Here is a 19,177-nt window from a genome sequence, read left to right on the forward strand (position 1 = left end):
TCAGGGGTCAGGGATTAGGTTTTAGGGGTTAGTAGAATCGGTAGGAGAGTTTGGCATAGAAAGCGCGACCAGCTTTTTGGAGGCTGTAGTTATCGTACAACAATTCATCGGTGATATTTTTGGCTTCTACGGAAAGACTTAACCGTTTGTTAGGGGTGTAGTAGGTAAGACTCACGTCGTGAGAAAGTTGGCGAGGGACTTTAATTTTTGTTCCTTCGCTTTGCCACGAGGTAAAAAACTCTTCGGTGAAAAAGAGATTATAGTTTAGTGATAGTCTGTCGCGTTTAGCAATGAGGCTTTCTATATTACAAGTAGCATCGGCGTTGCCAAATAGATAAGGCATATTGGGCAAACGGTCGTTATAGATAGCAGAAGGGCGACCTGTTTCAGTAAATTCTTCTTTGTTGCGCAAGTTCATATAAGACAAGTTGCCACCTACTGAAAATGCATCTTTATAGAAGAAATAGCGCAGGGTAGCATCGACTCCCATATTGAGTACCTTACCGTGATTTCGGCTTCCTGCAGAGCCTTCATTAGCTCCTGCACTGATAATACTTCTGATGATATAATCTTTGATATAACGATAGGCAAAACCCACTTCTACTAAGAATGAATGCACTTTGAACGCAGGTTGATAAGAGAGATTTACATTCAGGTTATCGCTATTTTCGGGTTTGAGCTTATAGTTGCCAATCTCTAAATCGCCATCGCCAAAAAGTTCGGTATCAGTAGGTAGGCGGAAGCTTTTTTCGTAAGAAAGTTTAGCTTGTAGAGGCTTTAAGAGCTGATAAGTAGTCGCCCCACCATACCCCCAAGCCTGAGTGTGATGAGTTTCTTCTTCATATACCGCGCGACTTCCATATCCACTAACAATCACTGGACCTGTTACAGCTGTATTGTAATATTTACCGAAAGCTAATATATTCCAACGCTCGGAGGGGGTGAACTTATATGATAATCCAGAAATATTTTTCTCATTGACACGCCTCATAAAATCGGAATCGAGGGTATAGTTGGTAATGAGCATATTTTTGTTACGCCGAGTGTAATTACTGAAGGTGTGTGTGAGTTGAAAGGAGTGTTTTTCATTGAGTTGATAGTCTAAGTGTGAAGTAATATAGCCCGTTTTACCTTCAAAAATGGTATTCTGAAGTTGCGATTCACCACGAGTAACCATTGGTTCATACTCACCCGTCCAGCTATAACGGCGGGCTTCTTCATCTACATTCTGAGTGGTGGTAAAATCATAACGCCCTGTAAGGAAGAAAGAGAGACCGTTGAGGATATTCTTTTTCTCATATTCTACTGAAGATGAATAGTTATGAGATTTGCGGTACTTACCTCCGAAGACTTTTTGCATTAGGTTGGCGTTTTGGAGTTGTTTATCCTCTTGACTATAATTGAGCGCAAAAGAAAGTTTATCAGCCCATTTTTCATCGAAGATATTCACACGACCTATGATAGCCTCGTTGTGATAACGGTCGTGAAAGCGTTTGAACCAACGTTTTTCTTTAGAGTAAGAGCCTGTTTGGAGGTCGAGATATTCGGTAAATACTTTATAGCTGTTATCGGAGTAATTTTGGTAAGCATTGAGTTCTACACTGATGTTATCGGTGAGGAATTGCCCGAGGTTTAAGGTACTTTTATGGGTATTGAAAGAACCAAAAGTATAGGATAGATTGCCGTAGTTGTATCGGCTTTTGCGCGTTACTACATTGATAGCGCCCCCAAGAGCATCGGCACCAAAAGTAACAGGCACCACACCTTTGTAAATTTCAATACGTTCGATAAGTTCAGCGGGAATATTATTAATGCGAAAAGAGGCATTAGCTTCGTTCATAGGTACCCCATCGATAAAGATACGCACGTGACGACCGGTAAAGCCATTAAGATTGATTGCTGTCTCTGCCCCAACTCCACCAGTTTCGCGCATCTTCACCCCCGATACACGAGCAAGCATATCGGCAGCATTGCTGTTGAGATTGCGGAGCTGTTGAGCTTCGATAGCAACCACGTTGTAAGCTGCTTTTTGGACTTGCTTGATAGGTGATTGCCCTGTGAGCACAACCTCACTGAGTTGCGTAACTTCTTCATCTACAGGTTGAGAGAAGAGTTGAGTTGCACAAAAAGAAGTGAGTAAAAGGATTATATTTTTAGGTGATAAAGGCATTAATATTATTTCTGATGAGAAAAAAAGAGGGTGCAAAGATAGTAAATAAAATGGAATGATTCTAAAAAAATAGAAAATATTTAATGTTAATAATCTCAGAAGTGCTAATAATCAACCTTTACAAAGTTTCAAACTTTGGCAAAGTGTGTATTGTTAAAAGTAATACATTAGGAGTTTTCAGATTTTTAGGAAAATCTCGCAGGGACTAGGGGTTTTCGGAGGAAAGTTTGGAAGAGAGCAGAGAGCTAAGGAGGTTCGGAAGAAAACGGAGAAGTTCGAAATAAGGTTAAAGTGATTTTTGGTGAAAAAAGGGTGTAAGGAGGGTGGGGTTAGCTTATAGAGAGCTTATAGAGAGCTTATAGGAAGCTTATACGAATCTTGGACGATTGGTATAGAAAGGGTATATAAATAATTGATTAATAGCTTAATACAACAATGCCAAAAATGCCAAAAATGGGGTTTCGAGGCGAAAGAAAGAGGAAGAGGTACTAGGCCTTAGGCCATAGGCACTAGGGGATAACATCCCCCCTACCCCCCTTCAAAGGGGGAATGTAGGGACGGAAAGGAGATGGGATAATTAGGGAATTAGCAAATTTGGAAATGAGAAAATGGAGTGGTGCGAGCCGCACGGACAGTTAAATTAGGAATTTTGGAAATGAGAAAATGGGGTGGTGCGAGTCGCACGGGCAGTTAAATTAGGAATTTTGGAAATGAGAAAATGGGGTGGTGTGGGGTCTTAGGGAATAGGCAATAGGGGGAAGTATGACGGAAAAGGGAACAAATGACGAATGACGAGGGACGAATTGAGTTGGACGTAAAGGAAGTGTAGCTTACGCTACAGAAATCTTACAAATATTTACAAATCAAACAAATAGGCAACAAGTTGCCTAAATGTCTGGCACAGATTAAACGGATAGTCTTTCAATTGATAAATGTGATGGGTACAAATTGGCAACTGCGTTGCTGGATTTCACAGATTACAATGTAAACACAAGTGTGAATCAGTATTGATATATATAGAACTGACGCTAATTAACAAAATATTTCTCTCAGAAAAATATTTGAGATATTCGAAAAATGTGTACCTTTGCAATCTGTTATTACTCATATACTACCCTGCTAACGCAGACTTTACCTAAAAAATGAAACTTTTCTATTCTAAAATACTCCTCTTTGGCGAGTATGGCATTATCAAGAACTCCAAAGGCTTGGCAATCCCCTATAACTTTTATAAGGGGACACTGAAGAAGTGCGAGTCGCACAAACAGTGTAAGCCACACCCGCAGTGCGAGTCGCACGGACAGTGTGAGTCACACCTGCAAAAAGAAGAAGAGGCTCGCAAATCGAATGAGGCTTTGCGGGAGTTCGCTACTTACTTACAAAACCTTATGGAGGAAGAAAACCCGATTGTGCGCTTCAATCTTGAAAAGCTCAATGCTGATATAGCAGAGGGTATGTACTTCGATAGCAGTATTCCACAAGGCTATGGCGTGGGCAGTAGTGGCGCCTTGGTAGCTGCTATTTACAGCGAATATGCTATTGAGCCTATCAGTGCAATGGAAAACCTTACCCGCGAAAAGCTATTGCAACTCAAAGCGATTTTTGGCAAGATGGAATCGTTCTTCCACGGCACTTCTTCGGGCTTAGACCCACTGAACAGTTACCTGAGTTTGCCGATACTTATCAATTCACAGGACCATATAGAACCTACGGGCATTCCCTCGCAAACGCCTAACGGAAAAGGCGCGGTGTTTTTGCTCGACAGTGGTGTGATAGGCGAAACTGCTCCTATGGTACGTATCTTTATGGAGAATATGAAGAACGAGGCTTTCCAGAAGATGCTCAAAGATGAGTTTATCAAATATACCGATGCTTGTATAGATGACTTTTTGAAGGGGCGATTTAAATCGCTGTTTGGGAATATCAAGAGTCTATCGGGTATTGTGCTGAACCACTTCAAACCGATGATTCCGAAGGAGTTTCACACGCTCTGGAAGCAGGGAATCGACTCGGGCGATTATTTCTTAAAACTATGTGGTTCGGGGGGAGGAGGCTATATTTTGGGCTTTACTGAGGACTTAGAGAAAGCCAAGCGAGCTCTTAGCAACCATAAATTAGAAGTAGTATATCAATTTTAAAACCTATATAAAGGCGTGCCTATGCAACGCCTTTTCTTATTTGTAAATGAGTGACACTATCAAACACGAGTGCGGGATTGCTCTTATCCGCTTGCTCAAACCTTTGGAATATTACAAAGAAAAATACGGCTCTGCCTTCTATGGCATCAATAAAATGTACTTGATGCTGGAAAAGCAACACAACCGTGGGCAAGATGGTGCAGGAGTGGCGAGCATCAAGCTGAATATGCAACCCGGAGAACGCTATATCAGTAGGATTCGTTCCAACGAAGCGCAACCGGTGCAGGATATCTTTACACGCATCAACCAGCGTATCAACGAGGGGTTTAAGGCGAATCGTGCACTGAAAGACAATGTGGCTTTGCAGAAAAGAGAACTCCCCTACATAGGCGAAGTGATAATGGGGCACGTACGCTACGGTACCTTTGGCAAGAACAGCATCGAGAATGTGCACCCTTTCTTGCGCGAAAACAACTGGATATACCGCAACCTCATTATGGCGGGAAACTTCAATATGACCAATGTAAACGAGCTCTTCGAAAACCTCGTACACCTTGGACAACACCCCAAAGACAAAACCGACACTGTGATTGTAATGGAAGGTATCGGTCATTTCTTAGACGATGAGGTAGAAAAACTCTATCTCCAACTGAAAGAAGAGGGCTATACCAAACAGGAAGCGTCGCCTTTTATTGCCGAACGGCTGAATATAGAGCGTATTTTGAAGCGCGCAGCTAAGTATTGGGACGGTGGTTATGCAATGGAAGGAATGATAGGTAACGGCGATGCTTTTGTACTCCGCGACCCTGCGGGTATTCGTCCGGCGTTTTACTATCGAGATGAAGAAGTGGTAGTGGTAGCGTCGGAACGTCCGGCTATACAAACGGTCTTCAATGTAAAATACGAGAATGTACACGAGTTACCGCCTGGGAATGCGATTATCATCAAGAAGAGTGGAGAGGTAGCAGTAAAAGAGATACTTACCCCAAGGGTACGCAAAGCCTGTTCGTTTGAGCGCATTTACTTCTCTCGTGGTAGCGACCAAGATATTTACCGCGAACGCAAGATGTTGGGCAAGTTGCTCTTTCCTCGCATTGCCCAAGCGATAGACCACAACTTGAAAGATACGGTTTTTGCTTATATTCCTAACACGGCTGAAACATCGTATTTGGGACTTATAGAAGCAGCCGAACAATACCTCAACGAACAGAAAGCAAAACAATTAGCAACCGCGACTCAAAGTGAAATTCTTAGGATTCTCTCTGAAAAAGTACGCACTGAAAAGGTAGCGATTAAAGATGTGAAGTTACGCACCTTTATCACCGAAGACAGTAGCAGAGACGACCTTGTGGCGCACGTGTACGACATTACCTATGGTTCGGTACAAAAAGGCGACACTTTGGTAATTATAGACGATAGTATTGTGCGGGGTACGACCCTTAAAAAAAGTATTTTGAGCATATTAGGAAGGTTAGAGCCCAAAAAGATAGTGATCGTCTCTTCGGCACCTCAAATACGCTATCCCGATTGTTATGGGATAGATATGGCGCGTTTAGAAGACCTTGTTGCGTTTCAAGCTGCTTTGGCTTTACACCACGAAAGAGGGACTTACCACATCATAAAAGAAGTGTACGAAAAATGTCTTACCCAAGTAGCGCTAAGTGATGACAAGGTAGTGAATTACGTAAAAGAAGTGTATGCTCCTTTCAGCGATGAAGAGATTTCGGACAAGATAAGAGATTTGCTTTTGCCAAAGAACTTCGGCTCAGAAGTAGCAGTAATCTTCCAAACGGTAGACAACCTGCATAAGGCTTGCCCTAAGAATTTGGGCGATTGGTATTTCACGGGTGATTACCCTACCAATGGTGGCAATAGGGTAGTGAATAGGGCGTTTATTAACTTTTATGAAGGGAATAAAGAGAGGGCGTACTGATTTAGGTAAAAGATAAAAGGTAAAAGGTAAAAGATATGAGGGTAATGAGGAAATGAGAAAATTAGAAAATGAGGAAATTAGAGAATTAGAGAAAAATCGATTGAGAAATTAAATAAATTAGGTGTGAGTAAAAAGTAGTGGCGGGTATTAGGGTGAAAGACAAGGGTTGCTCGGAGGTGGAGCGGAGGTAAGATAAAGGTAGGGCGAACGATGAGTGGGTCTACAGTGGCTCTACAGTGGCTCTACAGTGGGTCTACAGTGGCTCTACAGTGGCTCTACAGTGGCTCTACAGTGGCTCTACAGTGGCTCTACAGTGGCTCTACAGTGGCTCTACAATGAATGATGAACGAAGGAAAGGTGAAGGTAAGTTAAAGCTAAGATAGAGATAAAAAGAAGGTTATTAGTGGACTTCAACTTTGCCAAAGTTTTGAAACTTTGGCAAAGTTCATACAAAAAACGGTGCGAGCCATAGGGACAAGTAGTGAATGAGCGAAGGAAAGGTGAAGGAAAGGTGAAGGTAAATGGGTTTTAAATACTGTTTTGTTTGTATCGTTTTAATTTATTACCTTTGCAGTTCATATTACCTTATCATTTCATTGAGCAACTATGAACATCGCTTTTGACGCTAAACGGGCTTTCCATAACACACGCGGACTGGGGAATTACAGTCGGGATTTGATTCGCATACTACAAGAACACAAGGTGGGGCATTTATACCTCTTCAACCCACAAAAACGCGAATTTCAGGGGGTGGTGATTGATGAACACACCACCGAAATCACTCCACAATCTTTCTTCTGGCGCAAGCTAAAATCATTATGGCGCAGTGTAAAAATCACTGATATAGCTAAACAACTTCCCATTGATATTTATCACGGACTTTCAGGAGAAATTCCTAAGGGAATTTATAAACACATACCTACGGTAGTTACTATCCACGACCTTATTTTTATGCGTTATCCTGAACTGTATTCGTTTTTTGACAGAAAAATACATTATCGCAAGTTCTTGTATGCCGCACAACATTCAGAACACATCATCGCTATTAGTGAGCAGACTAAACAAGATATCATCAGCTATTTAGGTATTTCAGAACAGAAAATAACAGTGGTATACCAAGGCTGTCACCGAGCTTTTAAGAAAATATATACCGAAACACAGAAGGAAACTATACGCAAAAAATATCATCTTCCCGAAAAATTTGTATTAAACGTAGGCGCTATTGAGCCCCGCAAGAACGCACTTGAAATAGTGAAGGCTATTGAACCTCTGCGAGATATTTCGTTAGTTTTGGTGGGTAAGCAAACGGCTTATTACCAACAAATAGAGGCGTATTGTGAAGCACACCAACTTAAAGACCGCGTGCAAGCACTGAGTAACGTGCCTATGGAAGACCTCGCTATTATCTACCAGCTTGCTGAGGTATTTTGCTATCCTTCGATTTTTGAAGGTTTTGGGATTCCTATTATAGAAGCGTTATTTAGCAAAACCCCTGTGATTAGTTCGCAGGGCAGTTGTTTTGCCGAAGCAGGTGGAACACATTCGGTTTATGTAAACTTACAAAACGCTGAAAAAGAGATACGTAAAGCCATTGTAAGCATTACTACCGATGAGGAGTTGCGCAGGCAAATGGTAGAAGAGGGTTACCGACACGCTCAGCATTTTACCGACGAGGTAGTGTTTGAAAACTTGATGAAAGTGTATAAAAAAGTAAAAAGTGAGTAGTAAAAGATAAAAATACGACAGCTAAAAACTTATTTAACTTATTGACTTTATGATGTATCATAAATTTTTCTTAAAAAAAAGTAAAGAAAAATTTGTTTGTTAAAAAAACTTCCGTAACTTTGTACCAATTTTAACACTTATAAAGCAATAAAAGATGAGAAAGATGATCTTATTGATGAGCATCTTTGCTATGCCCCTCGCTATGGCACAGCAACAGAGCTCGCCTGACGGCAATGTAGTGCTCACTTTTTCACTGAAAGCTGATGGGACGCCTTCGTATAAGGTGACTTACAAAAACAAAGCAGTGATCAATGAAAGTACTTTAGGCTTTAAAATAAGAGAAGTGTTATCCTCCTATTTATTGAAATCGGACGAGACACCTGTTTATAGTGAAAAAAGCCTTCCGGACGACTCTAAAATCAAGAAAATTGAGCCGTTAACCCAAAACTTTAAAGTGGTAGACACCAAAAAGTCTACTTTTAAGGAAACGTGGAAACCTGTATGGGGAGAAGAAAGCGAGATTCTCAACCATTACAACGAACTTCTCGTACAATTGCAACAAGAGAAGACCCATCGAAAAATGAACATTCGTTTTCGCGTGTACAACGAAGGAGTGGGCTTCCGCTATGAGTTCCCTTCACAAAAAGAACTCACCTATTTTGTAATAGAGGAAGAACTCTCGCAGTTTGCGATGACCGGAGACCACACCGCTTGGTGGATTCCTGGGGACTACGATACCCAAGAATACGACTATACGGAAAGTAAGCTCTCCGAAATTCGCGGGTTGATGAAACAAGCGATGAGTGACAACGTATCGCAGTTTGTTTTCTCGCCTACCGGCGTACAAACTTCCTTAATGATGAAAACCAAAGACGGCTTGTATATCAATCTTCACGAAGCGGCTTTGGTGAACTACTCGCTAATGAACCTGAACTTAGACGACAAGACTTTCGTCTTCCAATCGTGGCTCACGCCCGATGCACAGGGAGCTAAGGGCTATTTGCAAGCCCCTTGTCACAGTCCTTGGCGTACTATTATGGTGAGTGATGACGCTCGTAAAATCTTGGCGTCACGCCTTATTCTCAACCTCAATGAACCTTGCGCTATTGCCGATACTTCGTGGATTAAACCTGTGAAGTATGTGGGCGTTTGGTGGGAAATGATTACCGGTAAAAACTCTTGGAGTTATACCAACGACCTTCCTGCAGTAGACCTTAATACGGTGGATTACACCAAAACTAAACCTAATGGTACCCACGGCGCTACCAACGAAGAAGTGCGCAAATACATCGATTTTGCAGCAAAACACGGCTTCGACCAAGTGCTTGTGGAAGGTTGGAATATAGGATGGGAAGACTGGTTCGGACACAAAAAGGACTATGTGTTTGACTTTATAACTCCTTACCCCGACTTCGACCTCAAAGCACTGAACGACTACGCACACTCTAAAGGTGTGAAACTGATGATGCACCACGAAACTTCGGGCTCTACGCGCAACTACGAGCGCCATATGAAAGCCGCTTACGAGTTGATGAACCAATACGGTTACAATGCCGTAAAAAGCGGATATGTAGGCGACATCCTCCCTGTGGGTGAACACCACTACAGCCAATCGACTATTAACCACTACCTCTATGCGATTAAAGAAGCTGCTAAACACAAAATAATGGTGAATGCGCACGAAGCCGTACGCCCTACCGGTATTTGCCGTACTTACCCAAATATGATAGGTAACGAATCAGCTCGCGGTACTGAGTACGAGGCTTTTGGTGGTAACAAAGTATTCCACACCACTATCTTGCCTTTCACTCGTTTGCAAGGAGGACCTATGGACTATACTCCTGGTATCTTCGAGACCGAAATTAAGTATGTAAATCCTAACAATAACAGTCAGATACGCAGTACCTTGGCACGCCAATTAGCGTTGTATGTAACAATGTACAGTCCGCTACAAATGGCAGCCGACTTGCCAGAGAACTACGAGAAGCATATGGACGCTTTCCAATTCATTAAAGATGTACCCGTAGATTGGCAAAAGAGCGTATACCTTGAAGCAGAACCAGGACGTTACATCACCATTGCGCGTAAAGATAAACACAGCAACGATTGGTACGTAGGTTGTACGGCTCACGAAGGCGGACATACCTCAGAGCTTCTGCTCAACTTCTTGGACAAAGGTAAGAAGTACGAGGCTACCATCTATGCTGATGCCAAAGATGCCAATTGGAAAACCAATCCGAAGGCATACACCATCACCAAACAAAAAGTAAATGCTAAAACAAAGCTAAAACTCACTGCTGCTCAAGGCGGAGGGTATGCGATACAAATTAGAAAATTAGAAAATTAGAAAATTAGAAAATTAGAAAATTAGAAAATTAGAAAATGAGAGAATTAGCAAATGAGAAAATTAGAAAATTAAAGAATGACCAATTTATGGATAAACCGAATATAATTTTAGAAAAGACTTTCTTGTTTTCTCTTAGAATTATTGAGTTATGTAATGTTCTGGAAGAGAATAGAAAGTATGCTATTGCAAACCAATTATTAAGGTCGGGTACTTCCATAGGAGCTAATATAAGAGAAGCTCAGAATGCTGAAAGTCAGCAGGATTTTATTCATAAGTTTAAAATCGCGTCTAAGGAAGCTGAAGAAACAATGTATTGGTTAGATTTGTGTTTGTATTCGAGGGATTATCCTAACACAGAAACGGAAAAGGAAGAACTATTAAGTATTATTTATATTATTAATACTATTATAGGAACAATGAAGAAGAAATTAGAGAATGGAAAAATGAGGAAATGAGAGAATGAGAAAATTTGAATTTGCTAATTTACTAATTCACAAATTTTCAAATTAATATTATTATATATGAAAGTAAAAATGAACAAACTACTTTGTACAGTAATGTTTTTCTTGTGCGTAGCTTTTGGTTATGCACAGCAAATCACTGTAAAAGGAACAGTGAAAGACGGCTCTGGACAACCTTTGATGGGTGCCAGTGTGCTTGTGAAAGGTACCTCTCACGGTACTGCTGCCGATTTTGACGGTAATTTTGAGTTAAAAGTAGACAAAGGGGTTACCCTTGTGGTCTCATCAGTAGGCTATAAAAGCCGAGAAGTAGCTGCTAAAGCAGGTACTATGAACATTGTTCTCCAAGAGGATACACAACAATTGGAAGACGTGGTAGTCATTGGGTATGGAGCTATAAAGAAAAAAGACCTTACAGGTTCTGTAAACTTGGTAACCGACAAGGACTTTAACAAAGCTCCTGCCGTAAATGCCGACCAGCTTATCCAAGGTAAAATAGCTGGGGTACAAATGACCTCTGCTAGTGGAGCTCCTGGTGAAGGACAAACTATCCGTATCCGTGGTAATGGCTCTTTGTCCTTAACTTCTAACCCGCTAATTGTAATTGACGGTGTGCCAATGAACGATGGAGGCGTGGGCGGTTCTCGTAGTATCTTCAACTCTATCAACCCCGAAGATATTGAGAGTATGACCGTGCTAAAAGACGCTTCGTCTACCGCTATCTTTGGTTCACGTGCTGCCAATGGGGTTATTATGATTACCACCAAAAAAGGAAAAGCAAACCAAGATTTGAAGATTAGCTTCAATACTAGCATCGCCCTACAAGATGTAAACGACTATGTAGATGTAATGAATGCTAACCAATTCCGCCAAACAGTAAAAGGATTGAATAACCCTGCTGCCGAAGCGCTCTTAGGAAATGCCGATACTAATTGGCAAAAAGAAATCTACCAAACTGCTCCAATGAGCAATAGTACTTTGGTGCTCTCCGGCGCTTACAAAACTTTGCCTTACCGTGTATCAGTAGGACATTCGTATGCTGACGGGGTATTGCGCACCGATAACTTCAAACGTACCAATGCCAAAATTAGCTTAAACCCTACTTTCTTTGATAAATCATTGAAATTAGAATTGAATGCCAATGGTACTTATATGCAAAACCGTTTTGCTAATAAAGATGCTATTGGGGCAGCCGTAGAGTACGACCCTACTCAGTCAGTGTTTGGAGGTCTCGCTAAATACGGAGGTTACCACGCTTGGGTGAACCCTAATAATGGCAGTCGCTACGACTTAGCTCCTAACAACCCTATGGCAATGCTAAAGTTTTTAGACGATTCTTCTAAAGTGTATCGTTTTATTGGGAATGCCAAAGTAGATTATACCTTGCCTTTCTTTAAAGATATTACCGCTAGTGTAAACGTGGGTATTGATTACAGTAAAGGGGAAGGTGATAAAATAACCGACCGCCGTATGCCTACCTCTACTCCTGATTTCGACGGAGCTAAAACTACTTATACTAATAAAGCTACCAACAAGCTCTTTGATGCCTATATAAACTATATGAAAGACATCAAAGAAACTCATAATATAGGGCTAATGATAGGACACTCTTATCAGTCATTTGAGTTTGACGATAATTCCACTGATTACTCTTACTTCACTAACCCAGGTGATAACAAAGAGGTGCCTAACATCAACAAGAGTAGAAACGTATTGATGTCTTTCTTTGGTCGTGCAAACTATAGCTATAAGAATCGTTACCTTCTTACCGCTACCCTTCGTGCCGACGCATCTTCTAAACTAAACCCAGACGACCGTTGGGGTTACTTCCCTTCAGTAGCCTTGGCTTGGAACGTGAGCAACGAGAACTTCCTTAAAGACAACAAAACTCTTAACGAACTCAAACTGCGTTTTGGTTATGGTGAAGTAGGGAACGTGAATGGTTTGGGCGACTACCTCTTCCTTACCAATTACACTCGTAGTCAAGACGGAGCTTCTTATCAATTGGGCGATAGCTTCTATCAAACTTACCGTCCTGGGGTAACCAATAAAAACCTACGTTGGGAAGTGGGGAATACCCTCAATGCTGGTATTGATTTTGGCTTCTTAGACAACCTCATCACAGGTACCCTCGATGTGTATCGCAAACAAACCAAAGACCTGATAGCTGAAACCACTATCGACCCCTTTACCAACTTTAAAAACCGTGTAAATGCCAATGTAGGGGATATGGAAAACAAAGGTATTGAACTTGGTTTGACCGTAACTCCTATCCGTAATATTGAGAAGAATATCCGTTGGAGTTTCAACTATAACATAGCTTACAACGAAAATAAGATTACCCGTATGCCCGACGACCAGCCTACTGGAGGTATCTCAGGAGGTACTGGTAACCGTGTACAACTACACCGCGAAGGTGAAACCCCTTACTCTTTCTTTGTATACCAACAAGTGTACGACGCACAAGGCAATCCAGTAGAAAATGCTTTTGTAGATAGAAACGGTAATGGCAAAATAGACGAAGGCGACCGCTACTTGTACAAATCGCCTTTTGCCCCTGTGACAATGGGCTTTGGTACCGATTTGAACTACAAGAATTGGGATTTAAACATCACTACCCGTGCAAACATCGGTAACTATGTGTACAATAACACCCAATCACGCTTAGACCAATTCGGCGAAATTACTGCTAACAGTGGTTTCTTGCGCAATATTAAAGCGAATAGTAATTTCCAACGCCATAACGACCAATCGTGGTTAAGCGATTACTACTTAGAGAACGCTTCATTCTTCAAGTTAGACAATATCACCTTGGGATATACTTTCCCTCATACCGATAAAATGTACATTCGCCTCTATGGTACAGTGCAAAATGTATTGACTATTACTAAGTACAGCGGTTTAGACCCAGAAGTATATGGCGGTATCGACAACAACTTCTATCCACGCCCTCAAACTTACTTGTTGGGCTTGAATGTTAACTTTTAATGAATACAGAGTATGAAAAAATATATCAAACATAGTATCTTTGGGGTAATATTAGCACTTTCGCTTAGTGCTTGTATGAAAGATTTAGACCAAGAGCCTATAGACCCCGATAGCTTTACTGAAAAAGACGTGTTTAAAAACGCTACTGAAGCTAAAGGTGCCTTAGCTAAAATTTATGCCTCATTATCGCTTACTGGGCAAAAAGGTCCCAGCGGTGATGGCGATATAGCAGGTGCCGATGAAGGTTCTACTGGATACACTCGTATGCAATTCTACTTACAAGTAGCCAGTACCGATGAGGCTATCATTCGCTGGAGTGATGCTGGTGTGCCCGACTTCCACAATATGAGTTGGACACCTGCTAACACCTTTAACAATGCCTATTACAACCGCTTGGGGCAACAAATCGCTTTTGCGAACTCGTTTATAGATAACGCACAAGCCTTAGCTTCTGACCCCGAAGTAGGTTATTATATTGCCGAAGCGCGCTTTATCCGTGCTTATGCTTATTACAATGTAATAGATGCTTTTGGGAAAGCACCTTTGGTAACCTCCTCTAAGGCAGATTTAAAACCTGCTCAAAACACACGTGCCGAACTCTTTAACTTCGTAGAAAGTGAGTTAAAGGATTTAGAGGGCAAACTAAAAGCCGCACGTGCTAATGAATACGGACGTGTAGATGTGGTAGCCGCTCAAGCGCTCCTCGCTCGTTTATACCTCAACGCTAAAGTGTATATAGGACAAGATAAATATACCGATTGTATTACTTATGCTAAAAAGGTAATTGCCTCTTCCTATAGCTTAAACACTACCGATGCCAATAACAATGGTACCGCTTACGACGAGTTGTTCCTTGCCGATAACAACAGCAATGGCGCTCAAAACGAGTTTATATTTTTAGCAAGTTTTGATGGGCTTAATACCAAAACTTTTGGAGGTACAGCTTTCATTATACACGGAGCTACCGGAGGAAATATGAATGCTTCTTCCTTGGGTATTAACGACGGTTGGAGTGGTCTTACAGCTCCTAAAGAATTTGTTAATAAATTTGAGGTATCAGCACGCAATAGTAATAATGAGCCTACCGCTTGGAAAGACAAACGCGCGATGTTCTATACCGATGGACAAACCTATGAGAACACAGACTTAAAAGACTTTACAAAGTCAGGCTATGCCATTACTAAATTCAAGAACATAACCTCTACAGGAGCAGCAGGTAAAGACCCCGAAAAGAAATTCCCCGACACTGATTTACCACTTATCCGCTTAGCTGAAGTATATCTTACTTATGCTGAAGCCGTGCTACGCGGTGGTACAGGAGGTGATAGAGCTACTGCCTTAGGTTATATCAACCAATTGCGTAGCCGTGCTTATGGTAACGCTTCTGGCAACATAGCTGATAGCGACCTTACCTTAGATTTTATCTTAGATGAACGCGCTCGTGAATTGTACTGGGAAGGATTGCGCCGTACCGACCTTATTCGTTATGGTAAATTTACAGGAGGTGCTTACCTCTGGTCTTTCAAAGGAGGTACTGCTTCTGGTGTAGCTGTACCTGATTATAGAAACTTATATCCTATTCCTCAAGATGCACGCACCGCTAATGAAAACCTTACTCAAAATACAGGATACTAAAAAGAGAATACTATGAAAAATATACTTAGAACAGCAGCGTTATGTATGGGACTTATCTCATTGGTAGCCTGCGAAAAAGATGAAGAAAAGGCAACCCTTAATGCCGATGCCAAAATAGAGGCTTCCCTATCTACCAACAATGTAGTACTTACACAGGGCACCGCCTCTCAAACAGCTCTTACTGTTTCTTGGGAAACGAAAAACCTCAACATAAACCTTGCTCCTAAATATACCGTTAATTTTGTAAGAAAAGATGGAAAAAAGGAGAAATCTATTTCAGTTGAGAAATCCCCTCTTGCTATCACAGGTAAAGAGTTAAATGACTATCTTATAAGTGATTTAGAAATTACAGCAGGAACAACGACCGAAGTTACCGTAGCGGTAAGATTAGTCCTCAGCGACCAACGTAATTTTTCCTCCGAGCATAAATTGAAAGTAACCCCTTTCCTTGATGAAATCAAACCAAGCGATTGGGGAATAGCCGGTGATGGTGCTAACGGTTGGGATCCAGATAAAGGATTAGATATTAAAATGTGGAAAGGTGACGATGGTGCATTAGTAGCCTATGCTACTTTAAAAACTGGTAGCATCAAATTCCGTAAAGATAATAAGTGGGATCTTAATTACGGTGGAAGTAACGGTAAATTAGTGTCTGGAGGAACTAATATTGCTGTCTTAGCAGGTACTTATAAGATTACTTTCAACGAAAAAGCCCTTACTTATAGTATCGAAAAATACTCTTGGGGTATAGTTGGTAGCGGTGCTAATGGTTGGGACGAAAATAAGGATTTAGACATCAAGTTGTCTTACAATGGTGCTTTTAACCAATGGGAAGCTAAAAATGTTAGTCTAAAGGACGGAGAAATTAAAATCCGTTTAAATAACCAATGGGGTACAAACTTTGGTGCTGTTAGCACTGATGATAAGCCTGTAGCCGCTCTTAGTGGTAAACTTAAAGATGGTGGAAATAACATCAAAGTGAGTGCAGGCACTTACAACATTTCTTTCTCTTTTGATGTAAAAACCAAAGAAGGTACTTACAAGATAGAAAAATTATAACAGAATACAGGCTGTCCGACAGTGTCGGACAGCCTGTATTATATCATTTAAATACCAAAAATATGAAATATTATATATACCTTCTCGCAGGATTGCTCGCCTTTTCTTGCGATAAAAAAAGCAACAACGACAACCCAGAACCCCAAAATACAGTTCCCTTAGACCTTACTAAAATAGACAACGGCAACCGTGTGATGATGCAAGCCTTCTATTGGGACGTAACACCTCTTGGCGAATGGTGGAATACCATTACCCCAAAACTCACTGAGTGGAAAGCCAACGGAGTAGACCGCATATGGCTACCTCCTGCCACCAAAGGCGCTTCTGGGGGCTATTCTATGGGCTACGACCCCTCCGATTATTTCGATTTTGGCGAATATAACCAACACGGCACTGTAAAAACCCGCTTCGGCTCACGCGCTGAACTCGAAAACCTCATCAGCAAAGCCCACGAAAGTGGCTTGCAAGTAATTGCCGATATTGTTATAGGGCATAACAATGGCGGGGGCAAAGAATGGAACCCTTACCGCAATAAAGAAACCTACACCCTTTTCGATGAAACCCACGGTAATGCTTCTGGAAAATTTAACCGCAACTATGAGTGCTTTCACCCTAATAAATATGCAACTTCTGACGAAGGAGCTGACTTTTACGGGGAACAAGACCTATCGCATAAAGTACCCTATGTGCGTGAAGAACTTTGGGAAAAAGATAACTCAATGGCTAAGTATTACAAAAATACAATGAAGTTTGACGGTTGGCGTTTCGACTATGTGAAGAGCTTTGGGGCTTGGGTAGTACGCGATTGGCTAAAAGCAGTAGGTGGTTTTGCCGTAGGTGAATTGTGGGACGGCAACCCCGAAACGCTTAAAAAATGGGTAGACGAGAGCGGTGCAAGTGCTTTCGACTTTGCCTGCTTTTATGCCCTCGAAAAAGCATTAGACCGCAATAAAGATATGCACGAACTAATGACCGATACCCACCCAATGCTTAGAACCTTGCGCACCGAGAAAGCTGTCACTTTTACAGCTAATCACGATACCGAGAAAGACAAAATAGCGGACAATACCATTGCGCCTGACAAAAAACTAATGGCGTATGCCTATATCCTTACCCATAGTGGCTATCCTTGTATTTTCTATTCCGATTACGAAAATGAGGCTTTCAAAGCCAAGCTACAAAAGCTAATGCTCATCAACCGCAGTTTGGCAGTAGGTGAAGAAAAATTCCATTTAGCCTCCAATACGGAGTATGTAGCCTCACGTCTGGGCAACGAGAAAAGTCCGGGCTTAGTGCTCTTTATCAACAACAGCACTCTCCCTGCCAAGCGTACAATCACCACCCATTGGAAAAATAAAACCTTGATAGACTACTCTGGTAATAGTCATTTATTTTTTGTTACCGATAGCGACGGCAATGTAACCATACAAGTACCCGCCAATAGCTACACCGTGTGGTCAATAGGTAAATAACATAAAGTTATACAGATAAAAAAAACGAGCTACCTCGCGATGAAGTAGCTCGTTTTTTACTTAAGTTTTAAATCTTCTGTTTAAAACGCTTGTATCTCCAATATACATAAGCTAAAACTACGAGCAGTAACAACCAAAGAATATACCTTAATGGTGTACTTTGGGTGTGCTTTCGTATTTGCTCAGCTTGCTGTATTTCGTGCTTTCGAACTTCATTTTGAACACTTGCGTAGGATTGCTTATAAAGAGTAGTATCAGCCTGCTGTAAGCTCTTAGAATGGGCTCTGATAGCTTTAATCTTTACCTTGCCATTGCGTACCCTTATAGTCTCTCTATTAGCGTCCCGAGTGTGGGTATAGGTGAGTTCTTTAGCATTGCCAAGGCTGTCTTTGTCGTTTTCGAGTTCAATCTCGAAAGACGTGGCAGACAGGTCAAACCATTCAGACTTATGAGACTGATGAACAAAGAGCTGGGAGCTATCTTTATTGGTGATAAAGTGCTCTTTCTGGACTTGCCTTTGTGTGTAGGTTTCTACTTTTTTGGTTCTGCAACCAATCACTGACAAAAGGAGTAACATCAATAATAAAAATCTTTTCATACATATTTATTTCGCTTGTTCAATCATTTTAATCACTTTTTTCAAAGTATCCGCATAGTTAGGAGCGGTAGCGTAACCCGCTTTAGCAACCTCCTCTGCAAACTTATAGGGGTCACTTTTCACTTTCAATGCCTCTGCATAGCGTTCGTTTTTGATGAAGAATTGAGCGTGGTCAGTGAAACTCTCTTCTGGGGTATCGTACTTCCTAAACCAATCCCTCACCACGTACAAATATTTGCCGTCCGCACGCTTAGTAATGCTGATAATCTCAGGAAAAAGTCCCTTTGTTACCATAGGCACAGAAAGTACCTCCGTAGTACGCACTAACTGCTTCTTACTTGCAGGCGTATCCTTACTAGCTTTCACGCCGAACATCATATTACCGGGCACATTCTTACCCCAGCCCGTCTCTAATGCCGATTGTGCCAATATAAATAGGTGTGATATTCCCGTTTTACGCTGAGTCTCGAGTGCGTAAAGCTTGTATTTTGTTATAAATTCTTTCATTTGCTTAATTAATGTGAATATAGAGCGAGGGCTATAGCCGTTGCCTTCTAGACTTATGATGAATATTAACGAAAAGATAATATTAGTGGAGGGAGTTGAGCTCTTGGTTGTTTTTTCGAAAGGCACTATATAGCTGAGAGTAAA

12 protein-coding genes are annotated in these 19,177 nt (G+C 41.4%); 9 read left to right on the forward strand and 3 right to left on the reverse strand.

What is annotated here, in order from left to right:
* Positions 1–28 precede the first annotated feature (28 nt).
* The gene (locus tag COCH_RS03155) at positions 29–2,170 is read right to left on the reverse strand and encodes a TonB-dependent receptor (RefSeq protein ID WP_015781896.1); all 2,142 of its coding nucleotides are present in this window, start codon (positions 2,168–2,170) and stop codon (positions 29–31) included.
* 1,142 nt (positions 2,171–3,312) lie between these two features.
* Between COCH_RS03155 and COCH_RS03160 the strand changes: the two genes are divergently transcribed.
* The 9 genes from COCH_RS03160 to COCH_RS03200 all read left to right on the forward strand — a co-directional run bounded on the left by COCH_RS03160 (position 3,313) and on the right by COCH_RS03200 (position 17,928).
* Positions 3,313–4,308 (forward strand): mevalonate kinase family protein, encoded by a 996-nt coding sequence (locus COCH_RS03160; RefSeq protein ID WP_015781897.1) that lies wholly within the window; start codon positions 3,313–3,315, stop codon positions 4,306–4,308.
* Positions 4,309–4,354: 46 nt separating this feature from the next.
* Positions 4,355–6,241, forward strand: a complete 1,887-nt coding sequence (locus COCH_RS03165; protein ID WP_015781898.1) for an amidophosphoribosyltransferase — start codon at positions 4,355–4,357, stop codon at positions 6,239–6,241.
* A 606-nt stretch (positions 6,242–6,847) separates the two neighbouring features.
* The gene (locus COCH_RS03170; protein WP_015781900.1) at positions 6,848–7,966 is read left to right on the forward strand and encodes a glycosyltransferase family 4 protein; all 1,119 of its coding nucleotides are present in this window, start codon (positions 6,848–6,850) and stop codon (positions 7,964–7,966) included.
* A 154-nt stretch (positions 7,967–8,120) separates the two neighbouring features.
* Positions 8,121–10,313, forward strand: a complete 2,193-nt coding sequence (locus COCH_RS03175) for a glycoside hydrolase family 97 protein (RefSeq protein ID WP_041546648.1) — start codon at positions 8,121–8,123, stop codon at positions 10,311–10,313.
* 86 nt (positions 10,314–10,399) lie between these two features.
* On the forward strand, positions 10,400–10,768 hold the full coding sequence (locus COCH_RS03180) for a four helix bundle protein (RefSeq protein WP_009418620.1): 369 nt from the start codon (positions 10,400–10,402) through the stop codon (positions 10,766–10,768).
* A 66-nt stretch (positions 10,769–10,834) separates the two neighbouring features.
* Positions 10,835–13,762 carry a SusC/RagA family TonB-linked outer membrane protein gene (locus COCH_RS03185; RefSeq protein ID WP_015781903.1) on the forward strand — a complete coding sequence of 976 codons (2,928 nt, stop codon included), beginning with the start codon at positions 10,835–10,837 and terminating at the stop codon, positions 13,760–13,762.
* Between the two features lie 12 nt (positions 13,763–13,774).
* Positions 13,775–15,397, forward strand: coding sequence for a RagB/SusD family nutrient uptake outer membrane protein (locus COCH_RS03190; protein ID WP_015781904.1), 1,623 nt, complete (start codon positions 13,775–13,777; stop codon positions 15,395–15,397).
* Positions 15,398–15,409: 12 nt separating this feature from the next.
* Positions 15,410–16,456 (forward strand): SusE domain-containing protein, encoded by a 1,047-nt coding sequence (locus COCH_RS03195; protein WP_015781905.1) that lies wholly within the window; start codon positions 15,410–15,412, stop codon positions 16,454–16,456.
* A gap of 62 nt (positions 16,457–16,518) precedes the next feature.
* On the forward strand, positions 16,519–17,928 hold the full coding sequence (locus COCH_RS03200; protein ID WP_015781906.1) for an alpha-amylase: 1,410 nt from the start codon (positions 16,519–16,521) through the stop codon (positions 17,926–17,928).
* A gap of 67 nt (positions 17,929–17,995) precedes the next feature.
* On the opposite strand, the gene COCH_RS03205 is transcribed toward COCH_RS03200, so the two are convergent.
* Both COCH_RS03205 and COCH_RS03210 read right to left on the reverse strand, forming a co-directional pair.
* Positions 17,996–18,526 carry a hypothetical protein gene (locus COCH_RS03205; RefSeq protein WP_015781907.1) on the reverse strand — a complete coding sequence of 177 codons (531 nt, stop codon included), beginning with the start codon at positions 18,524–18,526 and terminating at the stop codon, positions 17,996–17,998.
* Between the two features lie 6 nt (positions 18,527–18,532).
* The gene (locus tag COCH_RS03210; protein WP_041546908.1) at positions 18,533–19,033 is read right to left on the reverse strand and encodes a glycoside hydrolase family 73 protein; all 501 of its coding nucleotides are present in this window, start codon (positions 19,031–19,033) and stop codon (positions 18,533–18,535) included.
* Between the last annotated feature and the right edge of the window lie 144 nt (positions 19,034–19,177).

It is taken from the genome of Capnocytophaga ochracea DSM 7271 (assembly GCF_000023285.1).
Taxonomy (GTDB): domain Bacteria; phylum Bacteroidota; class Bacteroidia; order Flavobacteriales; family Flavobacteriaceae; genus Capnocytophaga; species Capnocytophaga ochracea.